The 17902-nt window shown below is 76.5% G+C and carries 16 protein-coding genes and 1 pseudogene; 8 read left to right on the top strand and 9 right to left on the bottom strand.

Annotation, left to right across the window (positions count from 1 at the left end):
• Positions 1 to 22 precede the first annotated feature (22 nt).
• On the top strand, positions 23 to 835 hold the full coding sequence (locus D7294_RS29235) for a helix-turn-helix transcriptional regulator (protein ID WP_241562707.1): 813 nt from the start codon (positions 23 to 25) through the stop codon (positions 833 to 835).
• Positions 836 to 921: 86 nt separating this feature from the next.
• Here D7294_RS29235 and D7294_RS29230 read toward each other — a convergent pair whose 3' ends face one another.
• The 3 genes from D7294_RS29230 to D7294_RS29220 form a co-directional block, all read right to left on the bottom strand.
• Positions 922 to 2706 carry a hypothetical protein gene (locus tag D7294_RS29230; protein WP_241562706.1) on the bottom strand — a complete coding sequence of 595 codons (1785 nt, stop codon included), beginning with the start codon at positions 2704 to 2706 and terminating at the stop codon, positions 922 to 924.
• 109 nt (positions 2707 to 2815) lie between these two features.
• Positions 2816 to 3136 (bottom strand): hypothetical protein, encoded by a 321-nt coding sequence (locus tag D7294_RS29225; RefSeq protein WP_120684822.1) that lies wholly within the window; start codon positions 3134 to 3136, stop codon positions 2816 to 2818.
• A gap of 147 nt (positions 3137 to 3283) precedes the next feature.
• Complete coding sequence (locus D7294_RS29220) at positions 3284 to 4291, bottom strand: zinc-dependent alcohol dehydrogenase family protein (RefSeq protein ID WP_120684821.1); 1008 nt, start codon at positions 4289 to 4291, stop codon at positions 3284 to 3286.
• Between the two features lie 98 nt (positions 4292 to 4389).
• Here D7294_RS29220 and D7294_RS29215 point away from each other — a divergent pair, with 98 nt between their 5' ends.
• Positions 4390 to 4731 (top strand): ArsR/SmtB family transcription factor, encoded by a 342-nt coding sequence (locus tag D7294_RS29215; protein WP_120684820.1) that lies wholly within the window; start codon positions 4390 to 4392, stop codon positions 4729 to 4731.
• A gap of 25 nt (positions 4732 to 4756) precedes the next feature.
• Here D7294_RS29215 and D7294_RS29210 read toward each other — a convergent pair whose 3' ends face one another.
• A complete protein-coding gene (locus D7294_RS29210; protein ID WP_120684819.1) occupies positions 4757 to 5695 on the bottom strand; it encodes an oxidoreductase in 939 nt (312 codons plus the stop codon).
• 98 nt (positions 5696 to 5793) lie between these two features.
• Here D7294_RS29210 and D7294_RS29205 point away from each other — a divergent pair, with 98 nt between their 5' ends.
• The 4 genes and pseudogenes from D7294_RS29205 to D7294_RS29190 all read left to right on the top strand — a co-directional run bounded on the left by D7294_RS29205 (position 5794) and on the right by D7294_RS29190 (position 9400).
• Positions 5794 to 6432: an acyl-CoA-like ligand-binding transcription factor gene (locus D7294_RS29205; protein ID WP_174248468.1), complete on the top strand. Its 639-nt coding sequence runs from the start codon at positions 5794 to 5796 to the stop codon at positions 6430 to 6432.
• A 123-nt stretch (positions 6433 to 6555) separates the two neighbouring features.
• Positions 6556 to 7134: a dienelactone hydrolase family protein gene (locus tag D7294_RS29200; protein WP_120684817.1), complete on the top strand. Its 579-nt coding sequence runs from the start codon at positions 6556 to 6558 to the stop codon at positions 7132 to 7134.
• Positions 7135 to 7577: 443 nt separating this feature from the next.
• Positions 7578 to 8294, top strand: a pseudogene (locus tag D7294_RS29195) (lytic polysaccharide monooxygenase auxiliary activity family 9 protein); the annotation flags it as partial.
• Between the two features lie 206 nt (positions 8295 to 8500).
• Positions 8501 to 9400, top strand: a complete 900-nt coding sequence (locus tag D7294_RS29190) for a hypothetical protein (protein ID WP_147450933.1) — start codon at positions 8501 to 8503, stop codon at positions 9398 to 9400.
• Between the two features lie 208 nt (positions 9401 to 9608).
• On the opposite strand, the gene D7294_RS29185 is transcribed toward D7294_RS29190, so the two are convergent.
• Positions 9609 to 10511: an ICP22 family protein gene (locus D7294_RS29185; protein ID WP_241562705.1), complete on the bottom strand. Its 903-nt coding sequence runs from the start codon at positions 10509 to 10511 to the stop codon at positions 9609 to 9611.
• A 195-nt stretch (positions 10512 to 10706) separates the two neighbouring features.
• Complete coding sequence (locus D7294_RS29180; protein WP_158674714.1) at positions 10707 to 11573, bottom strand: helix-turn-helix domain-containing protein; 867 nt, start codon at positions 11571 to 11573, stop codon at positions 10707 to 10709.
• A gap of 203 nt (positions 11574 to 11776) precedes the next feature.
• On the opposite strand from D7294_RS29180, the gene D7294_RS29175 reads away from it, so the two are divergent.
• Complete coding sequence (locus D7294_RS29175; protein ID WP_158674713.1) at positions 11777 to 13255, top strand: MFS transporter; 1479 nt, start codon at positions 11777 to 11779, stop codon at positions 13253 to 13255.
• Positions 13256 to 13508: 253 nt separating this feature from the next.
• Here D7294_RS29175 and D7294_RS31690 read toward each other — a convergent pair whose 3' ends face one another.
• Together D7294_RS31690 and sigJ are read right to left on the bottom strand one after the other, a co-directional pair.
• Positions 13509 to 14027, bottom strand: a complete 519-nt coding sequence (locus tag D7294_RS31690) for a hypothetical protein (protein ID WP_147450932.1) — start codon at positions 14025 to 14027, stop codon at positions 13509 to 13511.
• A gap of 227 nt (positions 14028 to 14254) precedes the next feature.
• Entirely contained in the window at positions 14255 to 15127 is an 873-nt protein-coding gene (sigJ, locus tag D7294_RS29165; protein ID WP_120684811.1) for an RNA polymerase sigma factor SigJ, read from the bottom strand.
• 94 nt (positions 15128 to 15221) lie between these two features.
• Between sigJ and D7294_RS29160 the strand changes: the two genes are divergently transcribed.
• Complete coding sequence (locus tag D7294_RS29160) at positions 15222 to 16691, top strand: MFS transporter (protein WP_241562704.1); 1470 nt, start codon at positions 15222 to 15224, stop codon at positions 16689 to 16691.
• Between the two features lie 73 nt (positions 16692 to 16764).
• Here D7294_RS29160 and D7294_RS29155 read toward each other — a convergent pair whose 3' ends face one another.
• Positions 16765 to 17889, bottom strand: a complete 1125-nt coding sequence (locus tag D7294_RS29155; protein ID WP_120684810.1) for an enolase C-terminal domain-like protein — start codon at positions 17887 to 17889, stop codon at positions 16765 to 16767.
• Between the last annotated feature and the right edge of the window lie 13 nt (positions 17890 to 17902).

Raw genomic sequence — 17902 nt, 5'->3', positions numbered from 1 at the left:
GGCGGTCTTGTACGTTCTTTGCGTGACCGGCATCCATGCCTGGCGCCCCTCCGTGCCCGGGGTGGCCGAGGTCTTCCACGCGCACTTCACCGACCACGCCTACCCGATGCACACGCACGCCACCTGGACGCTGCTGCTGGTGGACGACGGCGCGGTCCGCTACGACCTCGACCGGCACGAGCACGGCGCACCCAGCGGCATCGTCACCCTGCTCCCGCCGCACGTCCCGCACAACGGGGCGGCCGCCACCCCGGCGGGCTTCCGCAAGCGCGTCGTCTACCTGGAAGGCGCCCGGCTCGACGAGGCCCTGATCGGCACCGCCGTGGACCGGCCCGCGCTGCGCGATCCGCTGCTGCGCCGCCGGGTGCACCGGCTGCACACCGCGCTCTCGCTGCCGGGCGAGGAGTTCGAGGCGGAGAGCAGGCTGAGCCTGATCCTCGAACGCCTCGAAGGGCACCTGCGGCGGGCGGCCCGCGCCCCCGCGGCGCCGCGCGCCCCCGGGCTCGCCCACCGGCTGCGCGAGCTGCTCGACGCCCGGGTCCGCACCGGGCTGACGCTGCAGGAGGCCGCGCGGCTGCTGCACGCCCATCCCTCGCACCTGGTACGGGCCTTCGGGCGGGAGTTCGGCATGCCGCCGCACCAGTACCTCACCACGCGGCGGATCGACCTCGCCCGGCACCTGCTGGTGCGGGGCGTGCCCGTGCCCGAGGTGGCGGCGGCGGCCGGCTTCTGCGACCAGTCGCACCTGACCCGCCACTTCCGCCGGGTGGTCGGGATCGGCCCCGGCAGGTACGCCCGCCTCGGCCGCCCACGGCAGGGACGCCGCGGGGACTGACGGGCGGGAGGCGGCGGGCGGGGCCGGGGCGACGGCGGGGCCTGGGCCCGGGGCCGGCGCCGGGCGGCCGGCGTCCGCGGCGCGGCTCAGGTCTCCAGACGCACCCGGTGGACGGCGCCGCCCGTCGTCACCAGCAGGCCCGCGGCGACCGCCTCCCGCAGCGGCCCGCCGTTCGCCAGCCAGGCGTGCAGGGCCGAGGCGTAGACCGCCGGGTCGCACAGGTCGGCCCGCCCGGCGGCGTCCGGCGCGGCCGTCAGCCGCACCGGGGCCTCGCCCCGCCCCACGGCCACGCACCGGCCTGGCCCGGTCACGTACGCGGCGAGCGCGCAGTGCGGATGCCGCCCGAGCACCTCGGCGGCCCAGGCGGCGGGCGGACCGAGGCGCGGGTCGTCCGCCGCCGCGTACCGCAGGATCACGTCCGCCAGCCGCAGCCGCCCCGGGTCGGGCGTCGACTCGGGGACGGCCGTGTGCGCGTCGGCCGGCTCCCGCGGCCCGGCCTCCTCCGGCTCCGCCGGGCCCTGCGCGTACCTGACGAGCCTCACGTGCGGCGCTCCGGCGCGGGACGCCGTGGCCAGCACCCGCACCGGGGCCGTCCGCGCGGCCCAGCCCCAGGGGTCCTGGCCCTCCCCGCCGCCGGGGCCGCCGGCCTGCGCCGCGGGTGAGGGCAGCGGCAGCGGATCGAGCACGGCCGGGCCGCACGCCGCCTCCGGCAGGCCCATCAGCCGGTAGAACAGGCCGCGCAGCAGCGCCGCCGAGCGCCCGGGCGCCGAGGTGACCTGCGCGGCGAGGCGGGCGTAACGGGCCGGGTCGTGCCCGCCCATCGCGCCGTCAAGCTGCACCCGCAGCCCCCGGTGCGGCAGCAGCCGCGGGGCGAGCCGCCCGAGTGCGGCCACGGGCGAGCGCGGGTCGAGGTCGGCCTCGGGGAACGCGCCGAGCAGCACCGGCCTGCCGAGGGCGGCCGCGTAGAAGGTCACCGAGCCGTGGTCGCCGACGAGGCAGTCGGCGGCGATCAGCGCCTGCCGCCAGGCGTCCAGCGGGTGCACCAGCAGCAGCCCCGCCCGGCGGGCCCCGTCCAGCCAGGCCCGCACCTGCCCGGGGCCGTGCCCGTACCAGATGTTGGGGTGCAGCACCGCCGCCACCCGGTACTCGTCGAGCGGCAGCTCCGCCGTCAGCCGCGGCAGCAGCGACAGCAGCGGGTCCTCCTCGCCGCCGTCGCCGAAGAGGGAACGCGGCCCCCAGGTGGAGTTGACCACGATCAGCCGCTGGCCTGGGCCGAGCCCGAACGCCCGGCGGAACCGGTCGCGTTGGGGCAGCGCCGCCAGGATGCGGTCGTAACAGGGGTCGCCGGCGAGCACCGCGGTCGCCGCCGCCTGCGGGCAGGAGGCGCGCAGCCGGGCGAGCTGCTCGGGGTGGGACAGCACGGTGGCCTGCGCCACCGGCCGCCCCTCGCGCAGCAGGAACTCCGCGTCCATGCCGAACACCGGCGCCCGGTCGCCGACCGCGAGGCGCTTGTTGTAGCCCATGCCGTGCGAGAGGACCGCCACCCGCCCGCGCAACTCGCCCAGGGGCCCGCCGTAGCTGGCCGAGACCGCCAGGTCGACGGGCACCTCGCGGGCCTGCTCCCACGGCAGGACGGGCAGCCCGACGCCCTGGAGCAGCTCCCGCACCCCGGCCAGGAAGGGGGAGGAGCCGGTGCAGGTCGCCAGCAGCTGCACGCGCAGGTCGTCGCGGAACAGCGGCAGCACGTCGAGGAGCCGGGTCGCCGAGGTGACGTTGTGGACGACGAGCAGCACCCGCCGGCAGCGGCCCCGCGTCGCCCAGCGCGCGGCCTCCGGGCCCACCGGCACCCGCAGCCGCCCGCCATCCGGCACCGCGCACCCCCGCTCCCGCGTCCAAACACCGGGATGGTACTCGCACGTGCCTGCGCCCCCACGCCCCGGCCGGGTGGGGCGCCGCAGCTCCGCGCCCGGCGGGCCCCCGCTACGGCGCGGCGGGCCCGTCGAGGAGGCGGAGCAGCACCTCGGCCTCCGCGCGCAGCCGCGCGGCGTGGCCGGCGTGGGCGGGGGCGGTCAGCCGGGCGGCGGCCGTCAGCCGTTCGCCGGCCTCGGCGCGCACGATCTCCGCCACGGCGCGCTCGCTCAGCTCGCGCCGCGCCGCCTCGGTGGCGCCGGCGCCGACCGGGGACTGCTCCAGGGCCTGGCCGCGCGTGGCCGCCTCGTCCACCGGCACCGCCTCCGCGTTGTCCAGCGCGGCGAGGGTGGCGCGCAGGGCGCTGACCGCGACCTTGTCGCGGGCGCGCATCGCTTCCGGAAGGGCCCGACGCATGCGCAGACGCAGAGACATGGCCGGGACCCTACGGCGGCCCGGCCCGCTCCCACAACGGGATATCCGAGCGGCACCCGGCCCCCGCGGGCGCGGACCGCGCCGCCGCGGCGGTGGGCGCCCGGCTCAGTGCGGGACGGTGACCACGATCTTGCCCACCTGGGCGTTGGACTCCAGGTACCGGTGGGCCTCGACGATCTCGCCCAGCTCGAAGGTGCGGTCCACCACGGCCCGGAACGCGCCGGAGAGCAGCCCCGAGGTGACGAACGCGGCGGCGCGGCGCAGGCGTTCGGGATCGCGCGCGGTCTCGAGCATGGTGAAGGAGCGCATGTTCAGCGCGGGCAGGCCCAGTTCGATCCCGGGGTAGGGGGTGGGCTCCCCGCTCAGCGCCCCGTACACCAGCAGGGTGCCGCCGGGCGCCACCATCCGGGCCAGGTCCACGACGCCAGGACCCGCGACGGCGTCGAAGACCAGCTCGGCGCCGCGGCCTCCGGTGGCCTCCCGCACCCGCCGCGCCACCTCGCCCGGGCTCGTCTCCCCGGTGACGATCACCTCGGCGGCGCCCTCCCGCAGCAGGGCCTCCCGCTTGGCCGCGGTCCTGGTGAGGGCGATCGGGGTGGCGCCGAGGCGGCCGGCGAGCCGGAGGGTGGCCAGGCCCACGCTGCTCGACGCGGCGTTGAGGACGACCGTGTCGCCCGCCCGCATCCCGCCGGCCTCCACCAGCGCGCCGTAGGCCGTCAGGTAGGGCATCCACACCGCGGCCCCCTCGACCGCGCCCACCGACTCCGGGCGGCCGAGCACCGAGGCGGCGGGCACGACGGCCCGCTCGGCGTACACCCCGTGGTCGTTCTGCGAGAAGCCGGGGACGGTGCTGACCCGCTGTCCCGGCTCCAGCCGGGAAACCCCCGCGCCGACCGCCTCGATCACGCCCGCCGCCTCGGTGCCGAGCCGGGCGGGGAACCGGCGCACGGGCTCGATGTAGCGGCCGCTGCGGAACAGGGCCTCGGCCCGGTTGAGGCCGATCGCCTCCACGCGCAGCCGCACCTCGCCCGGCCCTGGCTCCCCAGGATCCACCTCTTCCAGCCGCAGGACCTCGGGTCCGCCGAGTTCGTGGAACAGCACCGCCGTGGTCATGGTCGTCCTTTCGCCGGGGGCGTGCGTCGCGCGTGCGGCCACTAGAACACGAAGTACGACGTCGGTCAAACTTTGATGAATGTCGTACTGTTGGCGTCATGGAAGGCGACCGCAACCCGCAGCACCCCGACGTGCACACGCTCACCCTCCAGCAGGTCCTGGAGGCGCTCGTCGACCCGGTGCGGCGCAGCATCGTGACCCGGCTGCACGAGGCCAGGACCGACCTCAAGTGCGGCTCCTTCGACCTGCCGGTGGGCAAGTCCACCGCCACGCACCACTTCCGCATCCTGCGCGAGGCGGGCCTGATCAGGCAGTACTACGCGGGCACCGCCCGGATGAACGCCCTCAGGTACGCCGAGATCGACGAGGTCTTCCCCGGCCTCCTCGGCGCCGTCATCGCCGCCGACCGCGCCGCCTCCTCCCGGCTCGCCCCGGCCTGAGGCCGCGGGCCCCCGGCCCGCACGCTCAGCCCGCGGCCCGGAGGGCGAAGCGCACGCCGGTCAGCCGCTCCGACACCTCCCACAGACGCCGGCCCGTCTCCGGGTCCGCCGCCCTGGGGGCGAGGGGCACCCGCGCCGGCGCGCCCCGCAGCTCGGCCGGGCCGCCCGGCCCGATGAACGCGCCGCTCTCCACGCCGGGCCACGTCGCCGCGTACAGCTGGGGAAGCGCCCCGCGCTCCGGGCGCTGGGCGAGCAGCGGGTTCCCGATGCGGCCGAGGAGCAGCCGCCACAGGCCGACGGGCGTGCCGTGCTGGAGCCGGGTGGCCGTGTAGCCGGGATGCGCGAGGATGCTGCGCACCGGGCTGTGCGCCGCGGCCAGCCGCCGGTGCAGCTCCGTGCCGAACACGGCGTTCGCCAGCTTCGACTGGTTGTAGAACGCCATGGGCGCGTAACGGCGTTCCCCCGACAGGTCGCCGAACCGCAGGCGGGCCCTGCGGTGGTTGACCGAGCTGACGGTGACCACCCGGGGGTCGCGCCCGGCGTGCAGCAGGTCGAGCAGCAGCCCGGTGAGCGCGAAGTGGCCCAGGTGGTTGCAGGCGAACTGCAGCTCGTGGCCCTGCGCGCTCAGGGTGCGCGGCGGCGCCATCACGCCCGCGTTGTTGACCAGCACGTCCAGCCGCCCGTGCGCCTCGTGCATCCGGGCCGAGAACTCGCGCACCGAGTCCAGGTCGGCCAGGTCCAGGCGGCGGACCTCGAGCGCCGCGCCCGGCCGCTCCGCCGCGATCGCCTCCGCCGCACCGCGGCCCTTCTCCTCGTCCCGCACGGCGAGCACCACCAGCCCGCCCCGGTGGGCGAGGGCCCGTGCGGTGGCGAGGCCGAGGCCGCCGGTGGCCCCGGTGACGGCGAAAACCCGCCCGCTCAGGTCCGGAATCTGCTCCGCGCTCCAGCGCTGCTCCGCTCTCATGCGGCACACGTTGCCCCTTGTGTCACCCAGTGTCAAGTCGACTCCGAGTGTCACGCCCGGCATGGGGGTACGATTGCCGGGTGAGTCCCGACGTGACCATGGCCCAGCGCAAGCGCCAGCTCGTCTCCAACGAGCTCTCCCAGGCCGCGCTCCAACTGCTGGCGCGCAAGGGGTACGACGCGGTCACCGTCGACGAGGTCGCGGCCACCGCGGGCGTCTCCAAGCGCACCTTCTTCCGCTACTTCGCGTCCAAGGAGGACGTCGTCGTCCAGTTCCTGGCCGACATGGGCGCGGGCATCAGCGCGGACCTCGCGGCCCGCCCCGCGGAGGAGACGCCCTCCGCCGCGCTGCGGCACGCCGTCTGGGTCCCCATCGCCGCCTGCGCCGGGCACCACCCCGACCACTCCGACCGGGCGCTGCGCGTCGTCCAGCTGATCCTGCGCACCCCCGCCCTGCTCGCCCGCTTCCTGGAGCGGCAGGCCGAGTGGCGCGAGGAACTGGCCGCCGAACTGGCGCGCCGCCTCCGGCTCGACCCGGCCGGCGACCTCTACCCGCAACTGGCGGCCGGCATGGCGCTCACCGCCTTCCACGCCGTCCTCCAGCGCTGGAGCGAGAGCGAGGGCACCGCCGACCCCGCGGACCTGACCGACCGCGCCTTCGCCGTCCTCGCCCCGGCCCTCGACGCCGTCCCGCCCGGCACCGCCGGCCCCGCGGCCCGGCCCGCCGCGGCCCGGTAACGGGCGGCGCGCCCCGGCCCCGCCCGCGCGGCGGGGCTCGCCGCCCCGCAACCCCGGCGTTGTCGGTGCCCCGGGCGATACTCCTGCCGCGGGGCCATCCGGGCGCCGTGGAAAGGAGCCGTCATGGCCGAGGTACTGCTTTTCCCTCACGCGCAGGGGCTGACCGCGGGCGTCCGCGCGTGGGCCGAGGAACTGCGCGGTGCCGGGCACGTGGTGCACGTCCCCGACCTGTACGAGGGGCGGGTGTTCGCCGACCTGGAGGAGGGCGTGGAGCACGCGAGGAAGACCGGGTTCGGCACCCTCGTCGAACGCGGCGCCGCGGCCGCCGCGGACCTGCCGGCCGACCTGGTCTACGCCGGCACCTCGCTCGGGGTGCTGCCCGCCCAGAAGCTGGCGCAGACCCGGCCGGGCGCCCGGGGCGCGGTGCTGCTCGAAGCCTGCGTGCCGGTCGGCGAGTTCGGCGAGCGGTGGCCCGCCGAGGTGCCGGTCCAGATCCACGGGATGGCGGACGACCCCTCCTTCGCCGGGGAGGGGGACCTGGACGCGGCCCGCGCGCTCGTCGCCCAGGCGCCGCGGGGCGAGCTGTTCCTCTACCCCGGGGATTCGCACCTGTTCACCGACCGCAGCCTGCCCTCCTACCGGGAGGAGCCCGCCGCCCGGGTCCTCGGGCGCGTGCTCGACTTCCTCGGCGGCCTCGGCTGAGCCCGCGCCGCCGCCGGCGGTCCCCCTGGCGGTTGCCCCGCCCGGCAGAACCCGCCAGGACGCAGCGGCGCTGACGGGCCGTCACCCCGGGGCGGGGGCGCCCGGCGGGGAATCGGGCGCCCCACGGGTGCGCCGCGTGCCTCCTTCCCCGGGCCGCCGCTGCGGCCGGGCCGATGCCGCGCGCAGCAGAATGCGAGGAGAAGCTGCGCGAGGCGTTTACGCGCGAACTCCGCGGCGCTACGTTGGTGTTGCGGGAGCGCTCCCATGACTTGACTGCAGATGAGATCCAGCCGCCTGTCGGGTCGGCCCGCAGGGTACGGGAGCGGTTCCACGCACGAGCCGTATACCGCTGTGACGGGTTGCCACCGATGCGTTCGGCCGAGCGGACCGGTGCCACCGGCCGCCCGCCGCGGCGGAGAAAACTCAAGAGGAGACCCCCCACCATGGCCATTCGATCCCTCGCTCGGAGAAAGTCTCCGAGGCACGTCTCGCGCGTGCTCAGCCTGCTGGGCGCAGGGCTGCTCGCCCTGTGCATGGCGTGGACGCCCTCGCCCGCCTCGGCCCACGGCGTCGCCATGTCCCCTGGCTCGCGGACCTACCTGTGCTACCTGGAGCTGATCCAGAGCAACAACCAGATGCCGTCCAACCCCGCCTGCGCCGCCGCGGTGCAGCAGACCGGCACGACCCCGCTGTACAACTGGTTCGCCGTGCTCGACTCCAACGGCGGCGGACGCACGACGGGCTACATCCCGGACGGCGAGCTCTGCTCGGGCGGCCACAACGGCCCGTTCAACTTCTCCTCCTACAACGCCGCGCGCTCCGACTGGCCGAAGACGCACCTGACCTCGGGCTCGACCATCGAGATCCAGTACAGCAACTGGGCGGCGCACCCGGGCGACTTCGACGTCTACATCACCAAGAACGGCTGGAGCCCCACCACGCCGCTGGCCTGGGGTGACCTGGAGCTGATCGACAGCGTGACCAACCCGCCCCAGGCGGGCGGCGCGGGCTCGACCGGCGGGCACTACTACTGGAACGTCCAGCTGCCGCAGCGCTCCGGTCAGCACATGCTCTTCATCCACTGGATCCGCTCGGACAGCCAGGAGAACTTCTACTCCTGCTCCGACATCGTCTTCGACGGCGGTCACGGCGAGGTGACGGAGTAACACCGCTTCCCCCACGCGCCCGGGCGCCGCGTCCCTGACCGGGGCGCCCGGCCGTGAACCACGCGCGGGGACAGGCCCGCCGGGTGCGCCCGGCGGGCCGCTTCGCGTGCGTCCGGCGGGCCGCTTCGCGTGCGGACACCGCCCCGCCCGCCGTGCCCCCTCTTTATAGAATGAACACTCATTCGAGGGGGTTGTGAACGATGCGTACCTGGCGTATGCGGGGCGGCGTTGCCCTGCTGACCGGAGCGGCTCTGGTGGGCCTGTGCTCCTGCGGCGGCTCCGGCCGCCCCGGCGGGCTCGGGCCGCTGCGGGGGTCGCCCACGCCCGAGGCGTCCGCGAGCGAGGCCGAGTCCTCGCCGGAGCCGGGCGGGGAGCCCGGCGCGCAGGAGACCTCGGACCCGGAGGCGGAGGAGCTGCTGTCCCGGGTCGAGGACGCGGTGGCCGAGGTCTCCTCCGTGCAGATGACGGGCCGGATGGAGTCGCAAGGCGCCGTCGTGGAGATCGACACCGTCGCGGACGCGGACAGCTGCCGCCAGACGATGACCCATCCCCTGGTGGGCGTCGTCGACATCGTCCGGCTGGGCGACGAGGCGTGGATCATGCCGCCCGACGCCTCCTGGCTGGCCACGGAGAACGGGGCGGACGCCGCCGCGGAGTACGCCGGTTCCTATGTCCACGGTCCCGCGGACTCCCCGGAGTTCGCGGAGCTGACCTCGGGCTGCGCGCTGCCGGGCAGCTTCGGCGTGCTGCACGAGGGCGGCGAGGAGGCCGTGCTGACCATGGGGGAGGAGACGGCCCTGGACGGCGCCCCGGCGCTTACCGTGGAGCAGTCGCTCGACTCGGAGTTCGGCCCCGCCCACGGCACCCTGCTGGTGGCGGCCGAGGGCGAGCCGTATCCGCTGCAATCCACCTTCGACATGTCCTACGAGTCGCTGGGCGGCATATCGATGACCCTCACCCAGAGCTGGTCGGGGTTCAACCGGCCGGTGACGGTGTCTGCGCCCGCAGCCGGGGAGACCGTGGAGCTCGCCGAACTCGCCCCCGGGGACAACCCGTTCCCGCTGGACGGCTCCTCCGGCCTGCCGCTCCTCGACCTCTGAGGGGGCCTCCGGCGGGACATCCCGCCGAGGGCCTCCCGGCACGTCCCGCCCGGCGCCCGGGAAAACCGGGCGGGGGCCGCGGGTGGCTTTGGGCGGAGGCGCCCGGTTCCGGGCGCCGGGCCGGTCCGTGCCGCGGCCTCGGGGGCCGGCGGGCACGGACCGGTGACCCGGGCGGGAAACGCGTGCGCGATCCCCGCCCGGGGCCGCGTCAGCGGGTGGCGCGGTTGCGGCGGCGCGCGAAGTAGGCCGCGGCGCCGCCGACCACGAGCAGGCCGGCGCCGGCCGAGGCGAACACGGTCAGCTGCGAGCCGTCGCCGCCCGTCTCGGCCAGGTCGCCGTTCGGGGTCGTCGACTCGGGGAGGGCGATCGGCTGGCCGACGGGCTCCTGGCCGCCGGTGTCCGGCGCCACGCCGTCCGCGGCGCTCTCGCTCGGCGACGGCGTGTCCTCGGCGGGCTCCTCGGTGGGCGCCTCGTCGGTCGGCTCGTCGGTCGGCTCGTCGCCCGGGGCTTCGTCGCCCGGCTCGTCGGTGGGCTCGTCGCCGGGGGGAGTGGTGGGCTCCTCCTCGCAGGGCTGCCCGCCGTTCCAGGCGGCGATCAGGCCGGTGGGGGTGGCGCTGTCGGGGTAGTGGGGCAGCGCGTGGCCCTCGGTCCCGTCGAACTTGTCGCCGCCCGCGTACAGGTCGATCTGCCCGAAGCAGGCCGGGGCGCTGTCGCTCACGTCGAGCGTGGCCTCGGGGGCGTCGGCGGTCAGCGTGGTGGTGTCCCAGCCGAGGAACTCCTGCTGCCCCGAGGTCTCCCAGGTGGGACCCTCGGCGCTGTAGGCGGCGAGCGAGACGGGGTACGCGCAGCCCTCCGCCACGTCGCCGGTCAGGCGCACCGATATCGCGGTGGGCGCCTCGCCGTTGTAACGTCCTTCAGTCGTCCAGGTGTTGCCTCCGTCTGTCGAGTTCTCCACGCGGACCTGCCCGCACTGCTGGTGGCCGTCGGCCCACGCCTGGGTGGAGCCGAGCCCGACGAGGGACATGCCGGCCAGCCCCCCGGCGCCGATGACGCCGAGGGCTCGTCTTCCGATCGCTCTGTTGCCGAATGCGCTGCCGAATGAACGCTGCACCCTGATTGCTCCCTGGGGATGGGTGGCGGAAACCGTGGACGCAGGCCGCGTAGCTCTCCGTGACGGCCGGTGCGCGGCCTGGCCCCTCGGTGGCTGAGAACCGGATTCCACCACTTCGAACGCCGATCGTGGTAATCGGCTCTGCGGCACCTGGCAGGGTATGTCCGTGATGGCCGCGCGTTTCTTGCGAATCCGTTACGCGCCCGCCCCCGCCCCGGCGCCCGGAGCGCGGGCGGCGGCCTCCCGCAGGAGCGCGGCGTGCGCGGGGGAGCCCTCGCGGGCGGTCAGCACCACCAGCTCCAGGGCGTCCGGCCCGGGAACGACGTAGCCGGTGTAGTCCAGGGTGAGGGCGCCGTGGTCGCGGAACGTGAAGGTCTTGCGGCCCAGGGCGGGGCCGCCCACCTCGTGGGCCGCCCAGTGTTCCCTGAACTCCGCGCTGGCGGCGGAGAGTTCGGCGAGGAGCCGGGTGCCGCGCGGGTGGCCGGGGGCGGCGGCGAGGGCGGCACGCAGGCGGTGGGCGTTGCCGCGGGCGACGGTCTCCCAGTCGGCGTAGCGGGCGCGGGCGCGCGGGTCGAGGTAGGCGAACCAGGCGAGGTTGCGGCGGTGCGCGGGCAGCGCGGCGAAGTCGGTGATCAGCCAGGCCGCCGCCGCGTTCCAGGCCAGGACGTCGCGCAGCGGGCTGACGACGTACGCGGGCCACAGCGGCGTCGAGTCGAGCAGCCGGCGCACGGCCTCGGGGACGCGGGGCGGCTCGCTGCCCGCGGCGACCCCGCCGGGCGTGCGGGCGGTGAGGCGGCCCAGGTGGCGGCGGCCGTCGGCGTCCAGCCGCAGCGCGGCGGCGAGTGCGTCCAGGACCTGCGGCGAGGGATGCCGCTGCCGCCCCTGTTCCAGGCGCGTGTAGTACTCGGGGCTGATCCCGGCGAGCGCGGCCACCTCGGCGCGCCGCAGCCCGGGCAGCCGCCTGTCTCCGGTGCGCGGCAGGCCGACGCACTCCGGCGTCAGCCTGGCCCGGCGGGCGCGCAGGAAGTGGGCGAGCTCCGAGTCGCGGGCAGGCGGTGTCACGCCTCCCAGTATCGGCGCCGGGCCGCGCGGCCGGGCGCCTCTGGGTGGCCCTGCCGGGGCCACCCCCGGCGGGGGCTGCCCCGGGCGGTGACTGGTCGCCGGCACCTGGCATGCGGAGACTGGCCGCGCGGCGGCTCCCGCCCCGGGCGGCCGCCGTCCCCCCTCGCCCTTGCCCGCGTCGCGGGCCGTGCAACGGAGCTGTCATGTCCCCCAGTCGGCGCGCCGCGGCGCGCATGCCCCTGGTCGTGCTGAGCGCGGCGGCCGGACTCGACGCCGGGAGCGTCGCGGTCCTGAACGGCGCGCTCCCCTCGCTCGGCGCGGAGTTCGGCGTTTCCCCGGGCACCCTGTCCTGGGCGGTGACCGGATACGCCCTCGCCTTCGCCGGGCTGCTGCTCGGCGGCGGGGCGCTCGCCGACCGCTTCCCGCGGCGGCGCGTGCTGACGGCGGGGCTGACGGCGCTGGCCTGCGGCGCCCTCCTGGCGCTGGCCGCGCCCGCCTTCTGGGTGGTCGCCCTGGGGCGGGTGGCGCAGGGCGCGGGCGCCGCGGTCACCATTCCCGCGGCGACGGCGCTGATCGCCGACGTCCATCCGCCGGGCCGGGAACGCTCCCGCGCCCTGGGGGTGTTCGCCTCCGCCCAGGGGGCCGCTTACGGGGCGGGCCTGGTCCTCGGCGGGACGCTGACCAGCCTCGCCGGCTGGCGGCTGGTGTTCGCCGCGCAGGCCGGCTGCGCCCTGCTGACCGCCGCCGGCGCCCGCGCCGTGCTGCCGGCCGGGCGCGCCGACCGCTCCCGGCCTCTTGACCCGGCCGGTGCCGCGGCGCTGATCTCGGCCATCGTCCTGCTCGTGCTCGGCGCGGACCTGCTGGCCAGGCCGGGCGGGGCGGCGCCGGGTGCGGTCGCCCTCGGGCTCGCGGCGGCGGGCTCCGTCCTCGCCTGGCGGCGGAGCCGGGCCGGTTCGGCGGCGCGGGGCCGCCTGCCGCTGCTCGACCCGGGGCTGCTGCGCATCCGGGGCGTGCGGGCCGGCGCCCTGGCCGCGATCGCCTTCTACTTCTGCGTCACCGGGGCCTTCTTCCTGCTGCCGCTGCACCTGCAGCGCGTCGGCGGCATGTCGCCCGCCGCGTCGGGGTTCGCCGTGCTGCCGGTGAGCGTGGCGGTGGCGGTGACGGCCTGGGCCGCCGGGCGCAGGCTGGCGCGCGGCGGACCTGGCCCGCTGCTCGCCACCGGCCTGCCGCTCACCGCGGGCGGGGTGGCGCTGTGGTGCCTGGCGGGCCCGCAATCCCCTTACGTCTGGCCGGTGCTCGCGGGACTCCTGGTCACCGGCGCCGGGCAGGGCCTGGCCTTCACCGCCCTCACCGCGATGGGGCTGCGGGGGGTTCCGGTGCCCGCCCAGGGGGCGGCCTCCGCCGTGACCGTGACCGCGCTGCAGATCGGCAGCGGGGTGGGGCCTGCGGTCCTGGCCACGGCGGCGCAGGCCGCGGGCGGCGGTTCCGGCGGCGCACCGGGGCTGTCCGGCTACCGCCTGGCGTACGCGATCGCCGCGGGCGTGGCCCTGCTCGGCCTGTTCGCGGTGCGGGCCGGCCGGGACCGGGCCGCGGCCCCGGCGGCGGTGGGCGGGGGAGAGGGCGGCGGCCGGGCCAGGACCGCCCCGGCCCGGCCGCCCGGCGCCGGGGCGGTGGGCCACTGAGCCCTGCCCCTGGCGGTCGCGATGCCGCTCTTCCCGCTGCCGGGCCGGACGGCGGTCGGCGGCGCCGTCCTGCTGATCGTCTGGGGCCTTGCCTACGGCGGCGGCCGTGTTCCACCCGGCGATCGGACTCGGCGCGCCGGCCGGCGAGACTCCCGGGCCGGCGAGCCGGGGCTGCGAACGCCCCCCTCGGCGGCGCGGGAGCCCCGGGCGTTGCGGCCGCCGGCCGGCCCGGCCGGCGGCCGCAACGAACGGCTCACTGCACCAGTTCGTACCCGGACCAGACGCCGCCGCCGTGCCAGGAGCCGTTCTCCAGGACGTAGGCGTAGGCCATCGTGCCGTAGTAGCCCGCGCCGCAGGAGGACGCGCCGCCGTAGTCGAGGATCTGCGAGGGCCCGTAGGGGCCGCCGACGTCGCCGCCGCTGACGCCGGTGGGCCCGTAGGTCCAGTCGGTGCTGCGGCACACGAACCAGCCGCTGCCGTCCCACTTCTGGACCTCAAGCCGGACGGCGGCGTAGCCGTCGGGCAGGGTCAGGCCCGAGCCGCAGCCGCCGGCCAGGGCGTAGGCGTCGGCGTAGGCGAGGTTGCCGGAGAAGACGCCGGGGATGACGTGGTCGATGCCGGCCTCCCCCTGGACGCACAGCGTGGCGCCGTTGTAGACGGTGGTGCGCGGGGACCACGTCCACGCCTGTGCGGGCTGGGCCCCGAGTACGGCGCAGGCCAGGGCCGCGACGCCGCACAGCAGCGCGCCGAAGACCCGCCGGGATCTGGTCACATGATCTCCATTCCTCGGATGGATGGGCATGCTTCCTTCACGTTCTCCATGTACATGAAGAGGATGGGGCTCCGGCGGGCGCCCGCCCAGTGGCCGGTCGGAGAATGCGCCGTTTCCCGTAGGAAGGGCCCGGGCGGCGTGGACGGGCGGGCGAGGGCGGATCGCGCCGGGGCGGCCTCACGCCCCCCGCCCGCGCCGGGCGGGCGGGGGCGGCCGGCGCGCCCGGATCAGCCGAGGGAGCTCAGGTCGAGGCGGGCGAGGCGCTCCGGGTCGCTGAGGATGTCGATGGCGGTGATCTTCCCGGCCCTGATGGTGAAGGCGGCGACCGAGACCACGCGGTCCCCGGAGGTGGCGACGAACCCGGCGGCGCCGTTGACCAGCGCGGGCCGCGCCCGCTGTGCCAGCCTGGCGAACGTGGTGGCGCGCCCGGCCACTTCCCGCGCGCCGTGCACGAGCCGGCCACGCTGGGGGCCGGCGTCGGAGCGGGTCACCACGTCGGGGTCGAGGAGCGCGACGAGGCCCTCGAAGTCGCCGCCCCTGGCCGCGGTGAGGAAGGCGTTCACCACCTCCCGCTGCCTGGCCAGATCGGCGTCGGGCGCGGGCGCCGCGCCCCTGACGCGCCGGCGGGCGCGGCTGGCCAGCTGCCGGGCCGCGGCCGGGGTGCGGCCCACCAGGGGCGCGATCTCGTCGAAGGGCACCGCGAACAGGTCGTGCAGCACGAAGGCGAGCCGCTCGGCGGGGGCCAGGGTCTCCAGCACCACCAGCAGCGCCAGGCCGACCGAGTCGGCGATCAGCGCCTGCTGCTCGGGGTCCACGCCGTCCGCCGCGCTGACGATCGGGTCGGGCAGGCGCACCCCGAGCTGCTCCTCGCGCCGGGAGGTGCGCGAGCGCAGCATGTCCAGGCACACGCGGCCGACGACCGTGGTCAGCCAGCCGCCGAGGTTGCCGACCTCGCTGATGTCGGCGCGGCTCAGCTTCAGCCAGGCCTCCTGCACGGCGTCGTCCGCCTCGCTCAGGGAGCCCAGCATCCGGTAGGCGACGGCACGCAGGTGCCCGCGGTGTTCCTCGAAGCGCTCGGCAAGAAATTCGTTCTCTGTCATCGGTCACATGCTCTCGTCTCGGTCCGTCATCGCGTTGACGGATTCCGGCCCGTGCGTGTGACAGGCGCGCGGGCGCCACCACAGGAGCGTGCACATGACTGTCACCGATCCGGCGACCGCGCGGCGGGAGACCAGGGCGGGCGCCGGCCCGGGGGCGATCCTCGCCTTCGTCTGCATGGGCCAGTTCATGGTGATGACCGACGCGTCGATCGTGAACCTCGCCCTGCCCTCCATCCAGGAGGGCCTTGGCATGTCCGACGTCAGCCTGGGCTACGTCGTCACCGCGTACTCCACGGTGCTCGGCGGCTTCCTGCTGCTGAGCGGGCGGCTCGCCGACACCTTCGGGCGGCGCAGGCTGCTGCGGTGCGGCTTCCTGCTGTTCGCGCTGGCCTCGCTCGCCTCGGGGCTCGCCCAGAACGGGCCGATGCTGATCGCCTCCCGGGGGTTCCAGGGGCTCGGCTCCTCCCTCATCGCCCCGGCCGCCCTGTCGATCCTCACCGGCACCTTCCCCGAGGGCCCGGAGCGCAACAGGGCGCTGGGCGTGTGGGGTTCGCTCGCCGGCATCGCCTCCATCGTCGGCGTCGTCGCGGGCGGGGTGCTGGCCGACGGGCCCGGCTGGGAGTGGATCTTCTGGATCAACCTGCCGATCGGCGTGGGCGCCGCGGCCCTGGCGCCGCTGATCGTGCCGGAGAGCAGGGCCGGGGAGCGCCGCCGCCCCTTCGACACCGTGGGCGCGGTGACGCTGACCGCCGGGCTGCTGCTGTTGATCTTCACCCTGGGCGAGGCCACCCGGGTGGGCTGGGACACCCTGCGGACGATCGGCAGCCTGGCCGGCGTGGCCGTGCTGCTCGCCGCCTTTGTGGCGACGGAGTTGCGGGCGCGCTCGCCGCTGATGCCGCCGCGGATCTTCCGGCTGCGCACGATGCGGGTGGCCAACGTCTCCGCCCTGCTGGTCTTCGGCACCCTCGGCGCGATGTTCTACTTCGCCAGCATCTTCATGCAGCAGGTGTACGGCTATGCGCCGATGCGGGCCGGCTTCGCCTACGTGCCGCTCGCGGTCTGCGTCGCGGTCGGCGCCGGGCTGGCCTCCGCGTTGATCAGCAGGGTCGCGGCCAGGACCGTGCTGCTGGCGGGACTCGTGGCCACCGTCGCCGGGCTGCTGCTCCTGTGGCGGGCCCCGGCCGGGGGGCACTACGCCACGGACCTGCTGCCCGGATTCCTCGCGGTGGGCCTCGGCTGCGGCGCGGTGTTCGTGACCCTGCAGATCGCGGCCTTCGCCGGCATCGGCAAGGAGGACGCGGGGGTGGGGGCCGGCCTGATCAACACCAGCCAGGAGGCCGGCGGCGCGCTCGGCCTCGCCGTGGTGGGCACCATCGCCTACAGCGGCTTCGCCTCGGAACTCGCCGGCACGGGCGGGGACCCGGACCTGGTGCGGGCCGTGCAGGAGTCGGCCAACCACGACGCGTTCCTGGCCACCGCCTGCCTCGGCCTCGCGGCCCTGGTGATCGCGGCGACGCTGATGCCGCGGGCCGGGCGGCGCGAACCGGCGGCGGAGCGCGGCTGAGCGGGCCGCCCGCCGGCCGGGCGCCCCGGGGGCGAGGGTCCCGGGCCGCCCGGCCGGCGGGGTCGGGAGAGGGTCAGGAGAAGGGCCTGCCGTGGACCCGGTACGCCTCGGCCTCGGGCCACTTGACCGAAAGGCCGAGTCCCGGCCGTTCCCCGCTGGGCCGCAGCACCCCCGCCACCGGGCGCAACACCCCGTCGAACAGGGCCTCTTCGATCCGGACGTGGTCGTGGAAGTACTCCAGGTGGCGCAGCGCGGGCACCGCGCAGAAGGCGTGGGCGGAGACGGCGGGGGCGCAGTGGGCCGACAGCTCCAGGTGCCTCGCGGCGGCCAGCGGGGCGATCTGGAGCAGGCCGGTGATGCCCCCGCAGCGGGTCACGTCCGCCTGCAGGCAGTCGACGGCGCCCGCGTCCAGCAGGTCGGTGAAGTCGCGCGGGACGAAGCCGTATTCGCCCGCCGCCACGTCCAGGCCGCCGGGGCCGCGTTCGCGCACCAGGCGCAGCCCGGCCGTGTCGTCGGAGCTCACGGGCTCCTCGAACCAGGTCACGCCCCACTCCCCGGCCAGCCGCTGCGCCCAGTACAGGGCCTCCTTGCGGCCGAGCGCGCCGTTGGCGTCCGCGTATAGCTCGGTCCGCTCGCCGACGGCGCGGCGGGCCTCGGTGAGCCGGGCCGCGTCCTGCGCCGGGTGCCGGGAGATCTTCAGCTTGACCCGCGGGATGCCCTGCTCGACCCAGCCGGCCAGCTGGGCGGCGAGCCTGCCGAGCGGATAGTTGGTGAAGCCGCCGCTGCCGTAGACGGGCACCTCGCGGTGGAAGGAGGGCAGCAGCGCCGCCAGCGGCAGGCCGAGCAGCCTGGCCTTGAGGTCCCACAGGGCGATGTCCACGGCGGAGACCGCCATCGCCCCCACCCCAGGGCGCCCGGCGTTGCGGATCAGGCCGCGGGCCGTGCGCCAGGCCGCGGCGGGCTCCAGGGCGTCGGCGCCGCGCAGCGCCGGCAGCAGCAGGGACTCCGCGAAGGCGGCCACCGACACGTCCCCGTAGGTGTAGCCGAGGCCGGTGACGCCCCCGGCCCGCGCCAGGACGAGGACGATCGTGGTGGCCTCCCAGCGCAGCGTCCCGTCCTCCTCGGCGCCGTCCGGCCCGTCGGTGGGCAGCCGGAAGGCGTGGACCTGCAGGTCCTCGATCGGCTGCGGCTCCGTCATCCCGGCCCTCCGT

The organism is Streptomyces hoynatensis (assembly GCF_003626535.1).
In the GTDB taxonomy this organism is placed as follows: Bacteria; Actinomycetota; Actinomycetes; order Streptomycetales; family Streptomycetaceae; genus Streptomyces; species Streptomyces hoynatensis.
Note: the sequence above shows the minus strand (reverse complement) of the source record. Positions and strands in the feature narration are given on the sequence as shown.